This is a genomic window from Desulfosarcina sp. (genome assembly GCF_055467485.1).
On the sequence record NZ_JBUOIV010000002.1, the window covers coordinates 73134 to 94908 of the forward strand.

Genomic DNA, 21775 nt, shown 5'->3' on the forward strand with positions numbered 1-21775 from the left:
ATTCAATCCGCACGTCCCGCATCACGAGACAGCGACTGCCTGGGTGGCGGAATTGGTAGACGCAAGGGACTTAAAATCCCTCGGGGCTTAGCCCCGTGCCGGTTCGATTCCGGCCCTAGGCACCAATGAAAACAATGGGTCAGCCAAGATTGGCCGACCCATTGTCATTGGATGGTCGGCAATTGTTAGCACTACGATTCACCTTAAAAGTATTCTCCATGCCAGCGTTTCCAATTATTGCAACTCGGCATTTCAACCCCGGTCTAAAGATTGAGTTGGCAACCGGATTGTGTTAGGGGACTTGTCCTGAAACCGAAAACGACCGTTCTAAACAGCGGCGATTATCCCATTCACCCTGAGAGTCTGAAATGAAAAAAACCTACGATTTAAATGTCCTTAAAAGGACTACGATTATTACGCCGGACCAGCTTCGTGAAGAATTTCCGATGACTGAAAAAGCCACCCGGACCGTATTGGACAGCAGGCAGGAAATTAAAGATATCTTGGACGGCAAGGACAGCCGGCTGTTGATCATCACCGGCCCCTGTTCAATTATCAGCCAGCAGCAAGCCTTAAGATACGGTGAACTGCTGGCCGGACTGCAGGAGAAGGTCAAAAAGACCATCAAACTGGTCATGCGGGTCTATTTTGAAAAACCAAGGACCAATGTGGGGTACAAAGGGCTGATTTCCGATCCGCATATAGACAAGAAAACCTTCGATATCGACGAAGGGTTGAGAACGGCCAGAAGGATATTGATGGACCTGAATGAGATGGGTGTGGCCGCCGGAACGGAAATCCTGAGCCAAACGGCTGCCGAACGGCTTTCCGGCCTGATCTCCTGGGCCTGCATCGGCGCGCGGACCACCGAATCTCAAAACCACCGGGAATGGGCCAGTGCCTTTTCGATGCCTGTGGGGTTTAAAAACGGGACCGACGGAAACCTGAATACGGCCATCAATGCGCTGCTGGCGGCCTCCACCGCCCAGGTCTTCGTCGGAAACGATCCCTACGGCGTGACGTCGCGGGTCTTTTCCAAAGGCAACCGATATTGCCACATCGTCCTGAGGGGCGGCAAACGGCCCAATTACGACCCGGTCAGCATCAGCGAAGCATGCAGCATGTTGTCCAAGCATCCCTCGCTGCTCCAATCCCTCATTGTGGACTGCTCCCATAAAAATTCAGGTAAGGATTACCGCAAACAGGGGGAGGTCTTCAATCATGTGTTGATTCAGAGAGTCGGCCATACCAATGGCATTCACATCAAGCCCAATACGGCCATCCGTGGAATGATGCTGGAGAGTAATGTGGAAGCGGGCAAACAGCCCTTCGTATACGGGGAAACCCGCAAGGAGGACCTTAACCCGTTTGTTTCCATCACGGATCCGTGCATCGGGTGGGAGGAAACCGAAGCCATCATCCTTACCGCCCATCGCCAATTGTAATCCCGCTCATGGCGCGGGCGTAAACATCTTGTCCAGGAAAAAGGGATCGTCGAAATGGCGCTCACCGACAAAGGCCACGGCATGCCTTCCCCACTGGCGCATGGCCCCGGGCGACAGCACCCCTGTCGGCCAGAGGATAAACCGTTCCAGCCGCTGACTGCCGGGAACCAGCCCATACCGGTCGAACATGCTCTTTCGTCTGCCGTCGAGGCGCGGAAGCCGTTTCAATTCGCCATAATCGACAAGTGCGTAAGCCTCCGTTCCCGATCGAAAATCCCGGGGTACCGGGTAAAGGGACCTGACATAGTGCGTGCGCTGTTCCATTGCCACCACCATTATTTCCGATGCTGGCCGTATCTGCGGCGCCTTTAAAATCAACGGCGCCTCCTTGTAGTTGATTGTCTCACGCACCCGCAGACGATCGCTGGGATAGGCCTTGTAGTAGCATCCGCAGTTATGAATGGTTTCGTAAAGGATCGGATCCCCATCCCCATCCAGGGTGACGCGATAATTGAGTCCGTCAATCAGCCCCGCGTAGATGTCAACCATACCTTCACGGGGGCGGGAGGGAAACCAGATGATGTAGTTGAGCTGGGTAAGAATGGTATTGCCGTATCGGGTGAACGAGAGGAGGGTGTAGGTCTCAGGTCTGCCCGTATCGATCTCGATGCGGCCATCTGCACGCCAGGCGGGTGACCCGATACGGTCCGCATCGCCCTGTGCTTGGATTTCCCAAATCGGGGCAAATGCCTTAAAGAGCGCATGGCGATTCTCAGCGGAATAGTCGGGAATGCCCAGCGCATCACGTTCACCCCCGCGAATGATCCGATGGGCAGCCGCGGTGTCGTCGGCTCCCGCGGCTGGAAAATATCGAATGGGTTGCCAGTCTTTCGGCGATTCTATGGAAAAACCGTCGCGCGCTTCGGTATGCCATTTTTTTACGCCTTGCGAAACGAACATGCTGGTGATCGGGTAGAGTCCCAGGACCTTTCGAAGGGTAATGTATTCGTCGTTCACCGAAACAGCCATATGCCGCCGCGCTTTTTTGTCGGCGTTCAACAACTCGGCGTTTTTAAGCAGATTCCCACACGCCACGACCCTACGATACAATGCATTCCTGCCGCCCACCGAATCCACGGCAGCGATATCCGCGTCCGATAGATTGTCGATTTCGAATTGGCGGGCCGATTGATCCAGAGCCTGCATGTGATCGACCCAAGCCGCAAAAACCGGGTTGTCTTCAACTTCGTCTCGGAATGAAGCAATGAATCGGTCCGTTCTCAGGTAGGGATGTTGCTTCACCCGGGAATAACCGGCATCCACGGTATCAGCCGCTGCCGTTCGCGCGTCGAGCGATGCGAAAAAATCGGCACAGCTTCCCAGGGGACCGTTGCGGCCGACATGGGGTGAGCGAGTGGGTTCGGGCCACATGGCGCAACCGGTGTGCAGGATTACCCACAGCGTTACTACCAACACCAACCGAATGGGGGCGTATGGGCCTGCGTGGTCGGCGAAGTCATCGTGCTGCATTTTTTTCTTCACGGTAACGATCCTTCAAACGCATGGCGGTTTCCTGTTCCCACCTTGCTGTATAGGATAAAAAGTCCCGCATGCCACCGCTCCACGGATTGTAAACCCAAAATGCGGCCCCCCAAAAATCGAAATACGCAACCTGGGTGACGCGGGTGGTCTTGCCTTCAGGTACTAGCTGGATATACCCATGGTGGTATTTTTGCCCGCACGCTTCCGGGTTCAACAGGTGGAACGTCAGCCGAAACCGTTCTGGCAACAGGCGCGTCTGCCACCTGAAATAGACGTCAGGCCGGTAGGAGTACTGGGTTTCGGTAGTGGCGATATTGCCGTTTTGTCCGATAAAACGGTTATCACGAATGAATTTATTGGAAATAAGAAAGGTATTGTTGAAATCGGTCTTGAACCTCCAGTAGATGGACATGGGCACATTCACGCGGTACATGAGGCGGTAGGCTTGTCCGCCGTCGCGTTCAGGTGCGATTCTCTCAATAACCACCCTGTCGCTGTCCGCGTCTTCATGGTTGGCCGGCATGTCTTCGGGCGAGGCTGTCGATACGTGGCCGTTCACCAGGATCGCTCCAATAAGGGCGGCTATGTGGACAAATAAATGCCTGGTTGGGTTTTTCTGCATGGCTCTCTTTCGGCCAATTCATTATGATGGCAATATCCATTAAATTTGCCTTTCCGTCAAATGATTGTGATAAGAAATGCAGATGGGTACAGCGGATCCTATTGGATAACCAAAGATGGTCGGCCAGTTCCTGTTCGGGTGATCGAGAAAGCTTGTCATGCCGGGTTGGAACAGGTGTCCATAGAACGCGAAAACCATTTTATCATGACGTTGCTGGAATTTCTGGGGGGTGCAGCGGTTTTGCCATTGAGCCTTGGGATGGGGCGACCGCGCCTGATGGTAACGAATGCATGCGATGCATGACGAGGCAATGATGGAAGAATCTTCAGAAAAACGAGATGGCGAGCGCATCGAACCCTTGACCGTACCGGGTATGCGGTTGCTGATTCAGGGTGTCGCGCGTGACCTGATCAATATCAGCGACAACGGATTCGGCATCCTGATCGGCAAGGCCACGGATTTTCACCTGGGCCAGCGAATTACCGATATCCGCCTGGACGCAGTGGGTCAAACGCACCGGCTCCAGGGTGCCGTTGCCCATATTACCCGCTTGAAAACCGGCCATGTGCTCGGTATTCGGCTGGAATTTCGTTCCATCGAGGAGTATCGGTTTGTCGCTGATCTAAAGCATCGTTGTGCAGGGCAGACAGAGAGTCGGTAAACCCATGCAAGGCCTGCTTCGGCCAACCTGCTCATGCCGGAGAAGCGATTGCAATCCACGGGTGGCTTTTCGTCATGCCACCGTTTAACATACCGCCGGTCACGTCCGGTTCACTTCCCCGCTCGTTTTTCGGACCGGCCTTTTTCCCGATAGAGATGAACTTTTTCCAGCCGCCGGTGTCTATCGTTGCAACCCCAACAAAGGAGGCTGAAAATGAAAATCACGAAAAAGCTGATTATATCGGTTGCTATGGTTTTAAGCCTGGTATTGATATCCACATCGGTCTGGGCCGGTTCCAAACAGCAGCATCGCTGGGAGGGTGTCGCTATCGGCGTCGGTGCGGCGATGGTTGGAAGTGCGCTGATCCACCACCATGCATACGGTTATCATGGCGGGCCACCCGTGGCATTTTCATTCAACTTCCGGGAAAATCACCGACCGCCTTCAAGACATCACGGATACCGGAAGCCGCATCGAGGTGATCATCATGGCCATTGGCGCCCCTATGACCGCGGACACCAGCATACAGGCCATCGCCACCATGGAGATGTGCATGGCTCTAAACATCACGGTGACCGGCGAGAGCCTAATCGTTGCAACGGTGGTCGGAGATACTAAGTGCGCCAATGCGCAGCATGCGCCTAAAGGTTTAGGATGGACCATCCGGGGCATCCACAGGATGAATGCCCCGGATAATCCGTTAAAAAAAGCTTAGACATCCAGGCATTCCTGGCATACATTAGCGCCTGCTGGAGAAGCGTGTACGCTTTGTTTTTTATGATGACCAATAACTATACGTGACGATCGAGGGAGGAAATCGCAACAATGAAAAAATTGATCCTGTTCGCATTGATGGGGATGGTGGTGGTAAGTGGCTGTGCCACGCCCGAAACCAAAACCGGGAAGGGTGCCGCCTATGGAGCTGCCGGCGGTGCGGTGGCCGGTGCCGTATTGGGCCAGGCAATTGGCCGCGACACACAAGGGACGCTCATTGGTGCGGCGGCCGGCGCCGCTGTGGGTGCTGCCGCCGGTGCCGGTGTCGGCAAAATGATGGACAAGCAGGAGGCGGAAATGCGCGATGCCTTAGCGGCTTCAGAAGCGGCAGCCGTGAGGCGGGAAGGGGAGTTGCTGGCCATAACCCTTAAAGGGGACGTCAGTTTCGATCTAAATTCCGATGTCGTCAGACCCGGCCTGTATAATGAATTAGACCGCATCGCCCAGATCATGATCAAATATCCCCAGACCTCGATCCTGGTGGAAGGTCACACGGACGGTACCGGTTCGGACGCCTACAACCAGCAGCTTTCCGAACGTCGCGCTACCAGCGTGAAAAACCTCCTCGTCGGGCGAGGGGTTCCGGAATTCCGCATTAATACGATAGGATATGGGAAGAGCCGTCCGATTGCCACCAACGCCACACCGGAAGGCCGCCAGATGAACCGCAGGGTAGAAATCCGCATCAATCCCAATGCTTAGGGACTGCCATACATTTCCGTATTACCTGGCGTGCCGGATCGGTTAGTCGATCAATAAGAAAAGGGCGGCTTCTGGCCGCCCTTTTTCGCTTCATGCACGCATTCTGGTTCAAGCCTCTCTTCAAGCGTCCCTGTACTTGAATTTTCCCACCAGCGTATTCAACTCGTTTGCCAGGCGATACAGCTCGTCGGCGCTCTGGTTCACCTGCGTGCTGTTGCCGGAAAGCTGGGTGGAGACTTCATTGACCCCGGCGATTTCCTTGGCAATCTCACCGGATACCACGCTGCTCTGGCTCACGTTCTCGTTCACATCCTGAATACCCTGGGAGGCCTGGGCCACATTGCCGGCGATCTCCTTGGTGGTAACCGACTGCTCTTCCACTGCCGTGGCGATGGTGGACACAATTTCATTTACATTGTTGATGACCTGGGAAATCTTGTCGATCTGGATGATGGTTTCCGAGGTGGATCCCTGTATGCCTTCGATCTGATTGCGAATTTCAAGCGTGGCCGACGCCGTCTGCTTGGCCAATTCCTTGATTTCGTTGGCGACCACCGCGAATCCTTTGCCGACGTCGCCGGCACGCGCCGCTTCGATGGTGGCATTCAGGGCCAGCAGGTTGGTCTGGTCGGAGATTTCGGTGATGGTCTGGGTCACTTTACCGATGGATTGGGCCGCCTGGTCCAATCTACCCATGCGTGATGTGGCTTCACCGGCCTGAGCGACGGCCGCTTCGGAAATGGTTCGGGCTTTCTCGGAGTTCATCGCGATTTCATTGATCGTGGCGGTCATCTCTTCGGCCGCGGACGCGACCATGTTGACATTGGTGGCCGCTTCGCTGCTGGAGGCGGCCACTGTGTTCATGTTGACGCTCATCTCCTCGGCGGCCGATGCCACCGAGGATGACAGACCCGACATGTTCTGCGCGCCTTCGGACAATTTTCCGGAAAGGCTGGAAAGGGAATCCGACGAGGTTCCTAAAGCGCCTGCGGTGCCGGCAATATCGGCGATGATGCCCTGGAGCTTGTCGAGAAAAATGTTGAACCATTTGGACAGTTCCCCAACCTCGTCTTTGCTGTCGACATTCAGCCGGATGGTCAGGTCGCCTTCGCCTTCGGCAATGTCCTTCACCACGATCAAGGTCTGTTTTAAAGGCATGATCACCCGGTGAATGATAAAAAACAGGATGGCAGCCACCAATACGATGCAGATGATGCCCCCGGAAACGTTCACCTGTTTGGTTTTCAGGATCATATCCGCACTGGCCTGCTTGAGCGTGTCGGCGGTGGCTTCGGCAGTCGTCCGGTTCCTTTGGATAATTGCACCAACCGTGGTGCCGACACCCTCCTGGACTTTCTGTGCTTCGGTCTGCAAGACGGATGCGGACAACGATTTGTTGCTCTCCACCAGTTCGGCGAAGCGCTCGGACATGTCGTTGATCTTTTGCATCACCGATGCCTTGTCGATGCACAACTCGACCGAACCGAGCACATCGCCTTCAAAGTTGATGGTCTTGTTGACGATCATGACGGTGTTGTCGTTTTTCGCTCCAGTCAGAATCTTGTTGTAGCGATTTTTGCCTTCTCCTTTGAGGTACGTCTGGATTTTTTCATTTTTCTGATCGATGAATCGGGTCAACAACTGTCCATCGGTCCTGAAGTAAAAGGCATAGATCACATTCGGATTTTGAAGGGCTGCATTCACAAAACTGTTCAACGCTTGAAAATCTTTACCAATAATTGCATTGGGGGCGACTCTGGACATGAGCAGGGCGATTGATTCACCGCTTTCCATCATCATCGCCTCCCAGTCGTATTCAATTCGGGCTTTCTGCTTCTTCAGGGCCTTGGTGGTTGCCTGGGAGAGTTCGGTGCTCGACGCAGCGGACATGTCAGTCAGAGATCGGTCGATATCGCTTCTGAGTGTCGTCAAATCAGCGCTGATTTCCGCGTTTGCCGTGTCGAGCGTCTGTTCAATACCCTGGCGCATGGTTCGGTTGAGCCGCTGCTGCACCGTCACCAGCGTCAACGATAGGCCGACAATAACGATAATCAGTGTCGCGATGGTGGGTAACAAAAGCTTTCCGCGAACGCCGAGGTGAATCTGGCTGGTACATGATTGTATTTGTTTAAGCATGATTTGGCCTTTTTATCGTTTGGACGGAAGACGGGTTCGCTTAAAACCCTCCCGGGATGGGCCATGCGTGAGAATATCACTGGCCTTTTCCCGCTCGCGGGACATCGAAAACGGGAAAAAGCGACACTGACATTGGCTTCGCAAGGATCCCAACCAACCTGGACGGACGATCTAGCTGCCGGCGTAGGCGCCAATTTTAAGCTTTTTTTGGAGGTCTTCCACCGGACCATAATCCAGGGCTTCCGACCAACCGATGACCTTGGCGGCTTTAGCTGCAGGATCCTCCGGTTTGAGCTTCATCAGGGCGTCCACCACGTTGTCGGACAGATCGACAGGCGTCGCCGCAGTCCGCGCAAGGGGCCATTCCGGATAAAGGGCGGTGCTGCAAACAAAGGGAAAACCTGCATGAGCCTGTTTATTGACCACCTTGAAATCATCAATGAAAATGCTCCCGCCGGCTGCCATCCGCTCCAAGGTGTCCGTCCTTACGGTTCCAGCTTCCACACCGCCGTTCAGTACGGCCAGGACTACATTTTCGTGCTTGCCGCCAAATTCAAGCTTGCCGAAATCGGAGAACGGATCGACGCCGGCATCCAGGATCTCCTTGTAGGCCATCTGCCAGCCACCGAATGAGGATTTGGAAACGGCCATGAACGTCTTACCTTTCAGGTCGTTCAGGTCGTTGATGGCTTCGTTGTCCGCCGTGGTGATGATCACGCCGCCGAAGGCCTTCAATGGCTTTCCCTGTCGGGAATTGATCATAGTGGCCACTTCCACTGCGCCATAGCGCACTTTGGCTTCCACGAACATGGATGAGTTGACTAGAAAAAAGGCAACCGAACCCTGCTCGATGGCCGGATTGACATCCTTGAAATCTAGAGGAACGATTTCAAACTGGGTCCCGGGAAGCGATGCGGTCAGGTAGTCACCGGTCGCTTTCCACTGACTCAGCGCTTTTGCCGGTCCGTTTTTGGCCAGGACACCGATTTTGACGGTATCCCCGGCGACAGAAAAATTGACCATGCAAAAACAAATCATAAAACCGATTAGAGCTGAAAACCATCTGCGTTTCATCATAACCTCCACGAATTGTATTGGCATTGGAACGATTGACGGACACGCACCATGCGTCGACCTTAATTTAGCTTGCCTGCCGGATGGAACCGATTTCGAAATCAATAAATAATCCCATATGCAGCTGTTATCGGTAGACTGCTTGACAGCTTTAATTTTTTAATTGAAACTCCCTTCGTTTTTATCTGTTTGGTTGACCTGGTTGGGAAATAAATTTACTATTCAGCACTTTTTGACGCATGAATCAGATCGGCCGGATCTCGCCGCTCCGTATGCGGTGCACCAATGGCCGATAACTGGAGTGACGCCGGTTCCTGCCGCCGCCATAAAACCTAAAAAATATTGAACTTATTTCCCTGACCGGTGTCTAAGACCATACATAACCGAATTGTGCATGACCACGAGCTGATCCTGCGGCTGCAGCGGGGCGACGAATGGGCCTTCCAGTTGATGGTTCGCCGGTTTCGTAAGAAGATATTTTCCATCGCTTTCGGAATCACGCTCGACGCCGAGGAGAGCCAGGACATCGTGCAGGAGGTCTTCTTGCAGGTTTATCGCACCATCGGCGATTTCAGAGGGGATGCGTCGCTGGCCACCTGGCTGCACCGCATTACGGTCAACCGGTCCCTCAACTGGAAACGGCGGTGGGCCCGGCGGTTCAAATGGCTGCACGTTTCAACCGACAGTACCGATGGGTTGCCGGCAAAAGAACCTGAAAGTGAGTTGCCTTCACCGGAGATCCGGGTGGCCAACGTGCAAACCCGTCAACAAATCGACAATGCCCTGAAAATGCTTCCGGATCAGGCCAGGACCGTCTTTGTGCTTAGGGAACTGGAGGGCCTCTCTTACGAAGAGATAGCCGATGCCGTCGGCATTAAACTGGGAACGGTGCGATCCCGGCTGTTCCACGCGCGCAAACGGCTCAGAGAGATCCTTCAGCCGCTGGTGGAGGAGGAAGAATGAACCATCCCTATTCAAACGCCTGTGATGAAAACCTGCTGGATCGATATCTGGAAGGGGACCTGGAGGCCGGTGAATTGGCGCAGATGGAGGTCCACATGGCAGGGTGCCGGCAATGCCGCAGCCAGGTCGCCTCGCTCAGGGCGTTTTCACAGGATTTTCGCGTGCGGGTCCAGCAGGTTGCGGATTCAGTGGATTTTGTGGCCCTTGAAAAACAGGTGTTGAACAAAGCCCTTCGGCAGTATCGTACGCGGGGAGGTTTCACCAGGTTTGTCGCTTCGCTGAAATATACCCTTCCAGCCACATTAACTGCCGTTCTGCTGGTCTTTTTTGCCTATACCAACTATGTGCGCCGACCGCCGTCGGCACCCAGTGCAATTATAAATTCTTTTACAGGATCGATGTCATCTGTTATGATTTTCGAAACTCCCGAAACCCGACAAACCATCCTCTGGTATACTGAAGAGACCAACGTGGAAAGTGAAACCGATGCGGTATAGATTTAGCTGGTTGCTGGTGCTTGCGGCAGTGACGCTCGCCTGTTTGGGTGCCGCCGACTTCGTGTCGGCCCAAGAAAGCTGCCGTATCAGCGTGGATACCATCCTTGCCGCGCGCAATGACACCGTGGTCGATCCGCAATTGAAACGCCACATCGCTGAGTTGCAGTCCATGTTCAGCTATACCTCCTACCGCCTGCTCAGCAGCGAAAGCCTCAACCTGAGGTTGGGGCAGTCGGGCATGGTCTCCCTGCCCGGTGATCGACGATTGAAGATCACGCCCCAGAGAATCCACGGCAGCAGGGCTGACATCGCTTTGCAGATGATGAAGCAAAAACGGACCGTTTTTGAAACCCAGGTCCAACTACTCAACCGGGGCAGCCTGTTCGTCGGTGGACCCACCTACCAGAACGGCAATCTTATCTTCAAGATTTCCAATTCGTATTAAGCGCACCGGCGACATATAATTTACTAAGATTGGGACGGATTTGAAATTATACATTACCGGGACCGTTAATTGCCTCGATCCTATGTCGGGATCAACCTTCCGGATCGTAAGTTAGACAAATCATGGAATGACAAGATGTTACATCTGTTTATCGGCGGTTCTGGGTTCACCGTAAGGATGAAAATCGATTTTCAGTCCGCTCGTTATCGCGGTTCAAAAAAAGACCACTCCGGATGAACTTTTCTGGAGATGCGGTGTCTAATGGGCTAACGACAACGCAAAAGGAGATTCACCATGAAAACGAAAATGCTGCTGATCAGTCTGGTGATTGCCTCGTTCGCTAGTGCGCTGGTCTCTTCCTCCGCGCTGGCGGGAAGCAAGCAGAGACATCGATGGGAAGGGGTTGCCATCGGCCTGGGGGCGGCGATCCTGGGTCATGCCATATACCAATCCCACAAGGCCGAGCAGGAACCTCAGGTTGTCTATGTCGAGCCGGAATATCGGCATGGCCACGGCCCCAAGCACCGGCATGGTCATTGGGAGTGGCAGGAAACCTGGATCCCCCCGACTTACGAAAGGGTCTGGAATCCGGGGCATTATAATCGAAAGGGCCACTGGGTTCCGGGACATTGGATGGAGGTGGAAACCTCAGATGGTCACTGGACACGGGAACGGGTATGGGTCGCCAACAGTCGTGCCCCCTACTGACGCGGGCCCGGGGTTCCTGATAAAAAAAAGATCCCCCGACGGATGAATTTCCCGAGGGGGATTGGTTTAATCCGAAACCGCGCGGCTTGGGGAAATAAGGAAAAAAAGTCACAACGCAGTGGCGCTTTTTTTCAGTCTGTATGGCTGACTGAAATCATAAATATTTGAAAACTTATGATAATCTATCTGTTGTAAGTTCATGCGATAGTGGCATGACTCGTGCTAAATAATGCGTCGAAATGAATCGACATGCAGTTGCCGATCATGCAGCCGGATGCACCGGCAAATCAATGTCAATCAGATTCAGCACAGGGTGGAGGCCTGTCCATATGAAACCGTTTACAATCAAGAAGCAAAATGGAAACCTGGAGGTTGTGGCCAAAATTACCGACAGCATGGTTCAGGAATATGGGTGCCGCATTAAATACAACAAGGAAAGCGGTCAGGTCGATCTCATCGGCGATGATTACTGCGAGGATGTCGTGACGGCAGTGGTCACAGACATGATGGATGATTGATCCACTGCCATCGCGCCGGCCGGTCGAATGTCGACAGGCGGCAGGCAGGATGAAGGTGACTTGTCATGCATGGCCGGCCATCCGCGGTACCCATCCCGCTTCAAACGCTATTCCCCGCTTTAGGCATTTTCCGTGAGAATCCCGAACAAATGAAAATTGCAAAAAACAGCCTGCCCTGATAGTTTGAGGCCGCTTGGCAAATCGCATTCGTTGCTCACCGCATGGCTGAAGCGGCTGGGCTACAAAAGGTTCATCAGACATTGAATCGTTAGGCCAACTTTACGTATTCTAGGTTAAAACGGCCGCCCCCGATTATATTTGTCGATCGAGCCTGCTCAAAATAAGACACTTTTCGGAAGATTCGGCCCATGGGCGTTGAACTCTATTTCAGCAATCAGCTGATGCCGCTGGCAGACAAGCTCCACGACAATCTCAGTCCGGAGGGCATCGGTGCCAACATTCTGCACCCGCCGATGGTGATCGTCCCCAACATGAACCTCTCCAAGTGGATCAAACTCACCCTTTCCCGCAAAGCCGGTATTTTTATGAATGTCGAGTTTGAGTACCTGGAAACCGGCCTCTGGCAGATGATCCAAGCCTTGGACCGCCAGGCGGTCCCCGGCCCCAAATTGGTGGACAGGAACAGCCTGAAAATCATCCTGTTTTTTATCCTCATGGGCCAGGACGATGAGACACCGGATCTGGTTCCCCTCAATCCATACCTTCGATGGGGCGAGGGAAACGCGCGAAACGACATTGAAATACGCTGCTGGCAGCTCTCCGGGGAGCTATCCCGGCTGTTCCAGGAATATGAATACCACCGTTCGGATATGGTTCAGCGATGGCTGACCGACAGCCAAACGACCGATGCCATGGAAACCTGCCAGCGCTGGATTTACCGGAAGATGCGTTCCCTGAAAGATCAACTGGGACGGTTGACCGGGCAGCCGCTCTGTTCTTTGGCCGAGTATGCCGAAGCGATCCTTTTTCCTGCAGCCGCAGAACAATCAAACCGCCGTCACCTGTCCACACGGGTCCATTTCTTTGGACTGTCGCAGATATCCCCGCTGCATCTGCAATTGCTGTCCGGGCTCAAATCCTTTTTCGACATCAGTATATATAGTCTTAACCCGTCCCGTGAATATTGGGAGGACATCAAGACGCCCTTTGAAAAAAGGTGGATCGAACGGAAGCAGGTCAGCGGCCTGATTCCCAGCCAGGATGAATGGTCGACCGGCGACCTTTTTTCGGAGGTGGACCATGCCCTTCTGTCCGCCTGGGGAAAACCCGGCCGGGAGAGCATCCGTTTGCTTTGCCAGCTGACCGATTATGATTTCCAGGCGGGCTTTTCAGAAATTCCGCAAGCGGAAACTGTACTGGCTGCCATCGGGCATGGGCTGCTGACCCTTGAGGGGCATGGCAACAGCCCGGCCTCGATGGCGCAGGACACCTCGCTTCAGATAGTGGCCTGTCCAGGCATACGACGGGAAGTGGAGACCGTTTACAACAGCATCCTGCATAATCTGGAAACGCAGCCGGGCCTGTGCATGACCGATATCGCCGTGATGGTATCCGACATGGCACGTTACAAACCCGTTGTGGATTCGGTGTTCAGCCGGCAGCCGGCCCGGATCGCATACAATCTGGTGGATTCGAACGCCCGGACCGAAAGCGTTTTTGCCCAAGCGGTACTGGCCATGATGGAACTGTGCCGGGGTACCTTTTCCCGAAAAGAGGTGTTCGCCCTTCTGCGCAACCCGTGTGTCATGCAACGCTGGGGCTACGGGCCGGAAACGCTGTCGGTATGGATCGGGTGGGCCGATGCGCTGGGCATCTTCCACGGTTATGAAAACCAGGCAACCCACGCCGGAATGACCCCTTCCGGAGGACTGTTTTCCTGGCGTCAGGGACTCGAACGGATGCGCATGTCCCGGATCATGACGATGCCGGCCGCCGATGCCGGAACTCCCCGACCCCATTTCAACGGTATCGTGCCGTTTAGCGATATCAACACCGGAGACGACCGACTCCTGGAAAAATTCTGCGGGCTGGTGGAATCGCTTCACCGGGCTGTGGCGTCTCTCCAGATGGCCTCGGCCCCGGCGCAAAAGTGGCGGGACGTCTTTTTTGACGTGCTGGGCCAGTTCATCGTGATTTCTGCGGAGATGCGGGGGGAGGAAACTGTTTTCCAATCCCTGGTGGGTGCCTTCGACCATTTCGTGCGCTACGATGAGTTAGGCCGGATTGAATCCGGCCGCCCGCTGACGGCAGATGCGCTGTGGTTGTTCGTGCAGGCTCACCTGGAAGGGATCACCGGCGGGCAGGGCGACTATTTGACCGGCGGTGTGACTGTTTCCGCACTGATGCCCATGCGTCCCATTCCGTTTCGCGTGGTCTATGTGATGGGGCTGGAAGAGGGGCGCTTTCCAGGGCGCGTGCACGACAGCCTGCTGGATTTGCGTTGCAGGAAACGCCGCATCGGCGATATCAACCCTGCCGAACGAAATCGCTATCTTTTCCTGGAAATCCTCGTGTCCGTGCGCGGTAAGCTATACCTGAGCTATGTGTCCCGGGACCTTCAAAAAGACCGCGATCTGGCGCCCTGTTCCGTGGTCCACCAATTGCAGCGATACGTGGAGCAGCAGGTCTTGGGCGGGCAATCCTTCAACGTCCAGCAGATCCCCATCAAGGCGGACAGCCCGCTTTACCTTGAACCGGATGCGATCAACGACTGGTCAGATGTGATGGTTAACGGAAGTGTTGTCCAACGGCTCAGCTGCTATCGCCGCAGCGGACAATGGCGTGCATTCATGGACCAGGCGACGTCCTCAGATATGAAGACGGCCGCCCAATACAACCCGGATTTCGCTTTGCCGGACCCTGCAACGGATCAGGCGTCCGACGAAGCCATCACCCTGAGCATCGGGTTGCTGCGGCGCTTCCTTCTGGATCCGGTCGACGTGGTCGGGCGCTATCACCTGGGAATCGGTGAAGAGGTCGATCCAACTGCCGAACTGGCTGAGATGGCGGATGAACCCCTCTCGTCCCGATTTCCTGTCGATTATGAAATCCGCACTGCTCCGGTGCAAAACTGGTTGGAATCCCAGGTAAACGGTTCGTGCAGCCAGCCGACCATGGCGCGGCTGGACACCGAATTCGAGACGGTCTATGCGGACCTGTCCCGCAAAAGCAGGCTGCCGGCCGGTGCTTTCGCCGTTCATGACAAATCCAGACTTAAACAGCAGGTACGGGTCATCGGAGAGAATCTCTATCCTTTCGTCGAACAGATGCGAACGGCCCGACGGTGCTTCTCCGCCGTTTTGGCGGGAGCAGTTATGGACGATTTCGTTGAGACCGGCGGGGTTCATCTCAGTTTCAATCCGATACCCATCGATCGGTCGGGTTCAGACGTCGACGGTTTTCCGAAGACGATTCACCTCATCGGCGGCCTGCCCTGGGTCTGGCAGGCCGCCGATGGATCCTGGCACTGCCTGGTGGTCACCGGTTCCAATCGGCGATCCAGGTTCCCGGATAAATATGTCGTCGGTCCGCTTCTGACCCTGATGGCCATATCCACCGGCGGCGAACCCTATCCATGGTCGGATGCCAACCGCATGAGTGTGCATGTCGTTTACCTTGAGCATGTGCTGAATCTCGACTACACGTTGGACCCGATGCGCTGCGCAGACTATCTTTCCGGGCTGGTAAAAGACTTCTTTTCACCCTCGCCGCTTGAATGGCTGCCTTTTGAGACGATATTCACCGACGCCAGCCTGCGGGCACTCATCGGTCAGGATGAGGTGGACGATGCCGGCCGGATAGCGTTTCACCAATCAATGGCCGAAACCATGCAGGAGGCGGCTGATGTGCGAACCGAACTGACCGGGGCGGTGGTGACCCCGGAAATCCTGGACCGGGCCAGGCGGCGATTCAGGGTGTTTTTACCATGACCGGTTCATCACCCGTCACTTTTCATCCCATCGACGACATCGACGCGGTGGACCTCTCCCGTCATGCCCTGGTGGAGGCCTCTGCCGGTACGGGAAAGACCTATACCATCGAGAACCTGGTCGTTCGCCTGCTGAAAGAAGAGCCGGATCTGAGTCTGGAGAACATCCTACTGGTTACCTTTACCGAAAAGGCCACCAGTGAATTGAAACTGCGCATCCGCCAGAAAATCGAACAGACCCTGGACGGCGGCCAGCGTCTGGAAATCGACGTCCGGAAGAAGCTGACCCAGACCTTAGACGGTTTTGACAATGCCGCCATCTATACCATCCACGGATTCTGCCATACGCTCCTGAAGGAATTTCCCTTTGAAACCGGAAACCTGTTCCAGTTGGAGGTGATCGACGACGGCCCGCTGCTGGAGAAACTGCTCCGGGTGCAAATGCGTTCGGACTGGCCAGACCGGTACGGCCGGCGACTCGATGTGCTGCTGGCCCTGTCCAATTTTTCAGCCAACACGGATGAATTCATCAAGACTGCCGTCAGCCTTGCCAACCGGCTTTCAGGTGTTCCCGGCCGGGAAATACTGATCCCCGATCCGGCCGGGTTGGAGCTTGACGGCCTGTGGCAGGCAGCCCGGCAGACGGTTCTGGCGCTCAAGTCCATGGTCGGGTCACCGCCACGGCTCTCGGACGGCTATGGCCGGCTCAACATCAACGCGCGAACCAAAACGGCCGTCATCCGGGATATGATCGAGCCGATTGAACAGGCCCTGGAACGGGTGGGTGTCGATGCCTGCCCGCTGACCGAAGTCATGGCGGTGGTTGCAACCCTCGGTGCACGCCATTCGTCCGGTGAGCGGAACGTCGACCGCCTGGTACCCAAAAAATGGCTGAAGGCCGGCGAAAACCTGCATGAATGCCCCGGTCTGTCGGCGATAGCGGAACGCTTTGCGGAACTTGTCGATTTGTTTTCACGCCTTTCCCATGTGCTGCTGCTGAACGCGGTCCGCCAATTGCAGACCGATGCCCGGGCCATGAAGGTGCGAAACGGGTGGCTCAGCTATCAGGATATGCTGACCCGAGTGGCCGAATTCCTGGCAGGGGAGGAGGCCGACGAAGGTATCCGTAAAATCCGTGACCGATACAAGGTGGCCTTCGTGGATGAATTCCAGGACACCGATGATGTGCAGTGGCAGATTTTCAGCACCCTGTTTCTTGAGGGCCAGGGCGATCCGCCGACCCACCGGCTTTTTCTGATCGGCGACCCCAAGCAGGCCATTTATGCCTTTCGCGGAGCCGACGTGTTCAGCTATCTGGCTGCCCGGCAGCATATGAAATCCCTGGCCAGGCGAGGATGGGCCAACTTGTATGACCTGAGGGTGAACTGGCGCAGCACACCCCAACTGGTGGTGCGATTCAACCGACTTTTCTCCCAAGACGCCTGGTTCGGCAACCGGGAAGAAACCAACCCCTTCGAGATCGGCTACCTGCCGTCAGCATCGCCGGATCTCGACCAGCGAACCGCATCAAACAACAGTGATCGGTCGCAACGGCCGCCGTTCAATGTCATGGACCTGACCGGTGCCACAAGCCATGCGACGGCCAAAACGCTGCTGGCCCACTTTGTTTGCCGGGAAATTCGCTACCTGGTGGAACAGGGACAAATTCGCATCCCCGGTCGTGAGGCTCAGGATAGGGCCCTTCATTTCGGCGATATCGCCATTTTGGTGAGAAGCCAGTCAGAATTCACCCTGATCGAACCCCTTCTTAAAGAATCGTCCATCCCATATGCCTACTATCGAAAGCCCGGGCTGTTTCAATGCAGGGAAGCCCACTGGTTGAGCATGGTGCTTCGCGCGGTCTGCAATCCTGAACAGGCGGCTACCGTCAGGCTGGCGTTGCTGACGCCTTTTTTCGACGTCGACCCGGCTGATCTGGTGTCACGGCGGGAACTGCCGGCCGACCACGCCAGCCAGCAGTTGCTGGGGCGCTGGCACGTCCAGGCCAACAGGCGACGCTGGGGACCGCTGTTCCAATCGCTGGTGGAAGATTCAGGCCTGACCCTTCGTCACTGCATGGATGCGGGATGGGATCGCACCGAAACTAATTTTCAGCAGCTTTTCGATTATCTGGAGGCTGCGGCCTACACGAGGAATCTGGATGGGGGGGGGCTGGTTGCCCTGCTGGACAGCCTGCGCCTGTCCGACATAGGGGCCGGATCCGACGACGATATCCACCAGGTCGAGGACGAGGGCGACAAGGTCCAGATCCTGACCATGCATGTCAGCAAGGGCCTTGAATTCCCGGTCGTGTTCATCGCCGGAGGACTGACCGTCCGCAATGACGGCGGCATGCACGTGTATCACACGGCGGACCCGACCCATCCCGAACAAGGCTTTCAAAAGGTGGTCGACCTGACGGCAACGACCGGAAAAGCGCAGACTGAAAAGGAAAAAGATGATGAAGACAAACGCATATATTATGTGGCACTTACCCGCGCATGCATAAAGCTTTACGTTCCCTATTATCCTGACAGCCGGAGCTACAGCTGGCGTGGACCGATCTGCCGGTTTGTCTCCCATTGCATCGGCCAGTTGTTTCCGAAGGCCGGGGAACCGGTGGATTCTGGCAGCGGTTGGCATAAACTCAGTTTCCACGCAGGCACTGCACACGGCGCCGCATCCGCCCGCGACGACAGCGGGGAGACTCCCGCACGCTTGGCAGCCGGACACGTGCTGCCGGTGCAGACCGATTTCAGACCGCGAAAAATCTCCCTGGAATCCTTTTCCAGCATCGGCCACCGGATGGTTCAATCGCGCGAGAGCGCCGGCCGGGCAGACGCTTTTCGCCTGGTCGAGGCGGTTCGGCGGGAAGATGATGAACCGCCTGACGGCGCCCCCATCGAATTCGTAGATCCAGACCTGCCCGATGGGCTTCCCGGCGGTACCCGAATGGGGTCCATGTTTCACCACATTTTCGAGCGCATCGATTTTCAGACAGTCATGGACGGTCCAGATGACCTCCTGGCCGATGACGGTGTACGCAAGGTTATCGAATCGGCGCTTGCGCTATTCCGGATCGAACCGCAATGGGCAGCGCCGATTGCCCGCATGGTTGCCGCGACGTTACGAACGCCCATGGATGCCAGTGGTACGTCGCTGTCGCTGGGCCGACTTGATCCGGACCATCGACGGCATGAAATGGAATTTTATTTTCCCCTGGTGGAACCGATACCGACGCGCATACGGGTCCCCGGGTTTACCCTGTCCGGGGATCCCTGTGGGGAAATGATTATCCGGGGATTCATCGACCTGGTGTTTTTGTGGCAGGGCCGCTACTACATTGCAGACTGGAAATCCAATCGGTTGAAGAACGGATATGGTCAATCCGCCATGGCCGAGGAGATAGCGCTGGCCGGTTATGAACTCCAGTATCAGTTATACACGATCGCCGCCTTGAGATGGCTCCGACGATACCTTGGGGACCGTTTTGACCCGCACCATCATTTTGGCGGTGCATTCTACATTTTTATCCGCGGCATGGGGACCGGTGGCCAGAACGGCGTTTTTCACGTAACCCCGGAACAACTCCTGCCCCTGGAAGCCCTTGAGGAATCCATCCAGAAAAAGATTGCGGGCCTTCAATGGTAGACCATCAAAATGAAACCCAGCGCGACAGGCTCAGGCGCTTCGGAATCGATGCGGGGCGCACGGATAGGAGCGGACTGCCGATCCTGTTCGCCGACCTGGCACTTTCGGACCTGGACCTGATGACCATTCGGGATCTGTCGCGGTATGGTCCGGATCCCCTTGATCACCGTCTGATCGGAATGCTTGGAATGCTGTTTTCAGCCCTTGCTGAAGGCAGTTTGTGTCTGGTCCTGGACACGGATCGTCTTAGGGCGTCATTTCCGCAGGCCGCCGATCCGATGGTGCAGGAACTGGTCACCGGATTTATGCATCGGCTCGATGAAGGATGGTACGACGCGTTGATCGACCGGACCGGCGGCGGAGATTTCAAGCCGATGGTCCTGGACGACACATCCGGCGGGCGGCTGCTCTATTTCCAGAAATTTCATTATCACGAAAGGCGGCTGAAGCAGCGGCTAAAATCCTTTTTAGCCCTGCACGGGGACGACAAACCATCCGACGAAACCATCCGGAGGGTGATCGATGAATTATATGGTGAGGCGGCAGTGATCCGCAAAGGTGCCGACGGTACGCCGATCACCAGGGATCCGTTTCAGGTCGACGCCATCCGGTCGGCCCTGGCCGTCCCGCTGCTGATCGTTTCCGGTGGGCCGGGAACCGGTAAAACCTCTTTGTTGGTGAATATTCTCAGGGCCTTGGTTCGAACCGGAACCGACCCGTCACGAATCGTACTAGCCGCTCCTACGGGTCGCGCTGCCCAGCGGATGAGCGAAACACTGATGTCTAATCTGGCCACCATCGCCCACCCTGGGGACAGCGACCGGCAACTGGGGCGTCTGCGCGGTTCCACCCTGCACAAACTGTTGGTTTATCGAAGCCGCACCGGCGGCTTCCTATTCGGTGAACGGCGTTTTATTCCGGCCGACGTGATTGCCGTGGATGAGGTGTCCATGGTCGATGTGGTGATGATGAACCGGCTCCTCCAGGCCATCGAACCGCATCGAACCCGGGTGATCCTGATCGGTGACAAAGACCAACTGCCCTCGGTGGAGGCCGGATCGGTGCTGGCAGACATGAGCCCGGCTGCCGGTAGCCCATTCGCCAACAATTTTGTGGAACTGCGCCATGTCTACCGCTCGGCCGGGCAACTGCTCGATCTGGCGCAAGCCATCAAGGCCGGCCATCCGGTCTCTCCGATACCCATCGGCTTCGATCGGGCCCTGAGCGTAAAAGCCCGACAGTGGGCCTTTGTAACAGCAGGAGATGGGGATACGATGAACCGGCATCTGGATCAGTGGGTCATGCACCAGTACATCCGGAAAAAAAACAAAAATGCGGATAGTTACCTGGATTTGGTGCAGCAACTGATTCGACGGACGGATGCGCCGGAATCTTTATCGGCTGAGAACAGAGCGGATCTGCTCAACAGGCTTTTCACCTTCGCATACCAATGCCGCATATTGACCGTCCTTCGCCATGGCCGCACCGGTGCCCGGTGGGTCAACGACCACATTGCCGCCGGTTTGCGCCAGATTCTCGATCCAGACGGCAACCCGGACGATCACCTGTTCAGCGGTGCGTTGATCATGATCACGCGCAACGATTACGCCCGGGAACTGTTCAACGGGGATGTCGGGTTGGTCATGCGTGGTTCAGACGGGTTGTATCAGGTTTATTTCAAGCGCACAGATAGGTGGGTTGCCTTTCCCGCTTCGGGACTGACCGATTGGGATCTCGCTTTTGCCATGACCGTTCACAAGAGTCAGGGGTCCGAATTTGAGGATACCCTGCTGGTCCTGCCCGAAGATGCCAATCATCGGCTGCTGACCCGGGAAATCGTCTATACCGCCGCCACACGAGCCTCGCGTCGTCTGATTGTCTACGGGACGATTGCGGCTTTCCAAACAGCCCTGAATCGAAAAATTCATAGACAATCCGGACTGACAGTGTAACCGTCCAGGATGGACGGCGACGGATAGATATGTTTGGGTCCGATATTAAAACGGGTGAAAAAAGTTCGCCGGTAAAGGCGCCGGTTGTGGGAAAAATTTTACCCATTTTTTGTGAGAAGTGGGGGCTGAGAAACGT

General features: G+C 55.5%; 16 protein-coding genes and 1 tRNA gene. 13 read left to right on the top strand and 4 right to left on the bottom strand.

All coding sequences use genetic code 11. The features are described from left to right. Positions 1-37: 37 nt before the first annotated feature. A tRNA-Leu gene (locus tag ACZCED_RS01470) sits at positions 38-125 on the top strand. Positions 126-368: 243 nt separating this feature from the next. Further along, entirely contained in the window at positions 369-1445 is a 1077-nt protein-coding gene (locus ACZCED_RS01475) for a 3-deoxy-7-phosphoheptulonate synthase (RefSeq protein WP_462968874.1), read from the top strand. Positions 1446-1451: 6 nt separating this feature from the next. Here ACZCED_RS01475 and ACZCED_RS01480 read toward each other — a convergent pair whose 3' ends face one another. Then, complete coding sequence (locus tag ACZCED_RS01480; protein ID WP_464860055.1) at positions 1452-2987, bottom strand: hypothetical protein; 1536 nt, start codon at positions 2985-2987, stop codon at positions 1452-1454. Next, a complete protein-coding gene (locus tag ACZCED_RS01485; RefSeq protein ID WP_462968872.1) occupies positions 2962-3609 on the bottom strand; it encodes a hypothetical protein in 648 nt (215 codons plus the stop codon). Before ACZCED_RS01485 ends, ACZCED_RS01480 begins: the two co-directional genes overlap by 26 nt. Positions 3610-3922: 313 nt before the next feature. Here ACZCED_RS01485 and ACZCED_RS01490 point away from each other — a divergent pair, with 313 nt between their 5' ends. The 3 genes from ACZCED_RS01490 to ACZCED_RS01500 all read left to right on the top strand — a co-directional run bounded on the left by ACZCED_RS01490 (position 3923) and on the right by ACZCED_RS01500 (position 5746). Continuing rightward, a complete protein-coding gene (locus tag ACZCED_RS01490) occupies positions 3923-4270 on the top strand; it encodes a PilZ domain-containing protein (RefSeq protein ID WP_464860056.1) in 348 nt (115 codons plus the stop codon). Between the two features lie 487 nt (positions 4271-4757). Further along, positions 4758-4985, top strand: coding sequence for a hypothetical protein (locus ACZCED_RS01495; protein ID WP_464860057.1), 228 nt, complete (start codon positions 4758-4760; stop codon positions 4983-4985). A gap of 110 nt (positions 4986-5095) precedes the next feature. Further along, positions 5096-5746 carry a YiaD family glycine zipper/OmpA-like lipoprotein gene (locus ACZCED_RS01500; RefSeq protein WP_462968869.1) on the top strand — a complete coding sequence of 217 codons (651 nt, stop codon included), beginning with the start codon at positions 5096-5098 and terminating at the stop codon, positions 5744-5746. A 120-nt stretch (positions 5747-5866) separates the two neighbouring features. On the opposite strand, the gene ACZCED_RS01505 is transcribed toward ACZCED_RS01500, so the two are convergent. Together ACZCED_RS01505 and ACZCED_RS01510 are read right to left on the bottom strand one after the other, a co-directional pair. Then, entirely contained in the window at positions 5867-7822 is a 1956-nt protein-coding gene (locus ACZCED_RS01505) for a methyl-accepting chemotaxis protein (protein WP_464860058.1), read from the bottom strand. A 231-nt stretch (positions 7823-8053) separates the two neighbouring features. Further along, positions 8054-8905, bottom strand: coding sequence for a phosphate/phosphite/phosphonate ABC transporter substrate-binding protein (locus ACZCED_RS01510; RefSeq protein ID WP_464860059.1), 852 nt, complete (start codon positions 8903-8905; stop codon positions 8054-8056). A gap of 441 nt (positions 8906-9346) precedes the next feature. Between ACZCED_RS01510 and ACZCED_RS01515 the strand changes: the two genes are divergently transcribed. The 8 genes from ACZCED_RS01515 to recD all read left to right on the top strand — a co-directional run bounded on the left by ACZCED_RS01515 (position 9347) and on the right by recD (position 21639). Further along, a complete protein-coding gene (locus ACZCED_RS01515; RefSeq protein WP_462969569.1) occupies positions 9347-9919 on the top strand; it encodes a sigma-70 family RNA polymerase sigma factor in 573 nt (190 codons plus the stop codon). Beyond that, positions 9916-10416 carry a zf-HC2 domain-containing protein gene (locus ACZCED_RS01520; protein WP_462969568.1) on the top strand — a complete coding sequence of 167 codons (501 nt, stop codon included), beginning with the start codon at positions 9916-9918 and terminating at the stop codon, positions 10414-10416. Before ACZCED_RS01515 ends, ACZCED_RS01520 begins: the two co-directional genes overlap by 4 nt. Then, the gene (locus ACZCED_RS01525) at positions 10406-10861 is read left to right on the top strand and encodes a hypothetical protein (RefSeq protein WP_464860060.1); all 456 of its coding nucleotides are present in this window, start codon (positions 10406-10408) and stop codon (positions 10859-10861) included. Before ACZCED_RS01520 ends, ACZCED_RS01525 begins: the two co-directional genes overlap by 11 nt. Before the next feature lie 294 nt (positions 10862-11155). Continuing rightward, on the top strand, positions 11156-11569 hold the full coding sequence (locus ACZCED_RS01530) for a hypothetical protein (RefSeq protein ID WP_464860061.1): 414 nt from the start codon (positions 11156-11158) through the stop codon (positions 11567-11569). Positions 11570-11898: 329 nt separating this feature from the next. Then, positions 11899-12087 (top strand): hypothetical protein, encoded by a 189-nt coding sequence (locus tag ACZCED_RS01535; RefSeq protein WP_462969565.1) that lies wholly within the window; start codon positions 11899-11901, stop codon positions 12085-12087. Between the two features lie 368 nt (positions 12088-12455). After that, positions 12456-16037 (top strand): exodeoxyribonuclease V subunit gamma, encoded by a 3582-nt coding sequence (locus tag ACZCED_RS01540; RefSeq protein ID WP_464860062.1) that lies wholly within the window; start codon positions 12456-12458, stop codon positions 16035-16037. Then, the gene (locus ACZCED_RS01545) at positions 16034-19687 is read left to right on the top strand and encodes a UvrD-helicase domain-containing protein (protein WP_464860063.1); all 3654 of its coding nucleotides are present in this window, start codon (positions 16034-16036) and stop codon (positions 19685-19687) included. Before ACZCED_RS01540 ends, ACZCED_RS01545 begins: the two co-directional genes overlap by 4 nt. Next, entirely contained in the window at positions 19681-21639 is a 1959-nt protein-coding gene (recD, locus tag ACZCED_RS01550) for an exodeoxyribonuclease V subunit alpha (RefSeq protein WP_464860064.1), read from the top strand. Before ACZCED_RS01545 ends, recD begins: the two co-directional genes overlap by 7 nt. The last annotated feature ends 136 nt before the right edge of the window (positions 21640-21775 follow it).

Coding starts and splice junctions, on each gene's coding strand:
- ACZCED_RS01525 (WP_464860060.1), top strand. CDS start 10,406: ATGCGGTATAGATTTAGCTGGTTGCTGGTGCTTGCGGCAGTGACGCTC.
- ACZCED_RS01510 (WP_464860059.1), bottom strand. CDS start 8,905: ATGGTCAATTTTTCTGTCGCCGGGGATACCGTCAAAATCGGTGTCCTG.
- ACZCED_RS01530 (WP_464860061.1), top strand. CDS start 11,156: ATGAAAACGAAAATGCTGCTGATCAGTCTGGTGATTGCCTCGTTCGCT.
- ACZCED_RS01545 (WP_464860063.1), top strand. CDS start 16,034: ATGACCGGTTCATCACCCGTCACTTTTCATCCCATCGACGACATCGAC.
- ACZCED_RS01495 (WP_464860057.1), top strand. CDS start 4,758: ATGGCCATTGGCGCCCCTATGACCGCGGACACCAGCATACAGGCCATC.
- ACZCED_RS01540 (WP_464860062.1), top strand. CDS start 12,456: ATGGGCGTTGAACTCTATTTCAGCAATCAGCTGATGCCGCTGGCAGAC.
- ACZCED_RS01485 (WP_462968872.1), bottom strand. CDS start 3,609: ATGCAGAAAAACCCAACCAGGCATTTATTTGTCCACATAGCCGCCCTT.
- ACZCED_RS01475 (WP_462968874.1), top strand. CDS start 369: ATGAAAAAAACCTACGATTTAAATGTCCTTAAAAGGACTACGATTATT.
- ACZCED_RS01490 (WP_464860056.1), top strand. CDS start 3,923: ATGGAAGAATCTTCAGAAAAACGAGATGGCGAGCGCATCGAACCCTTG.
- ACZCED_RS01500 (WP_462968869.1), top strand. CDS start 5,096: ATGAAAAAATTGATCCTGTTCGCATTGATGGGGATGGTGGTGGTAAGT.
- ACZCED_RS01520 (WP_462969568.1), top strand. CDS start 9,916: ATGAACCATCCCTATTCAAACGCCTGTGATGAAAACCTGCTGGATCGA.
- ACZCED_RS01535 (WP_462969565.1), top strand. CDS start 11,899: ATGAAACCGTTTACAATCAAGAAGCAAAATGGAAACCTGGAGGTTGTG.
- recD (WP_464860064.1), top strand. CDS start 19,681: ATGGTAGACCATCAAAATGAAACCCAGCGCGACAGGCTCAGGCGCTTC.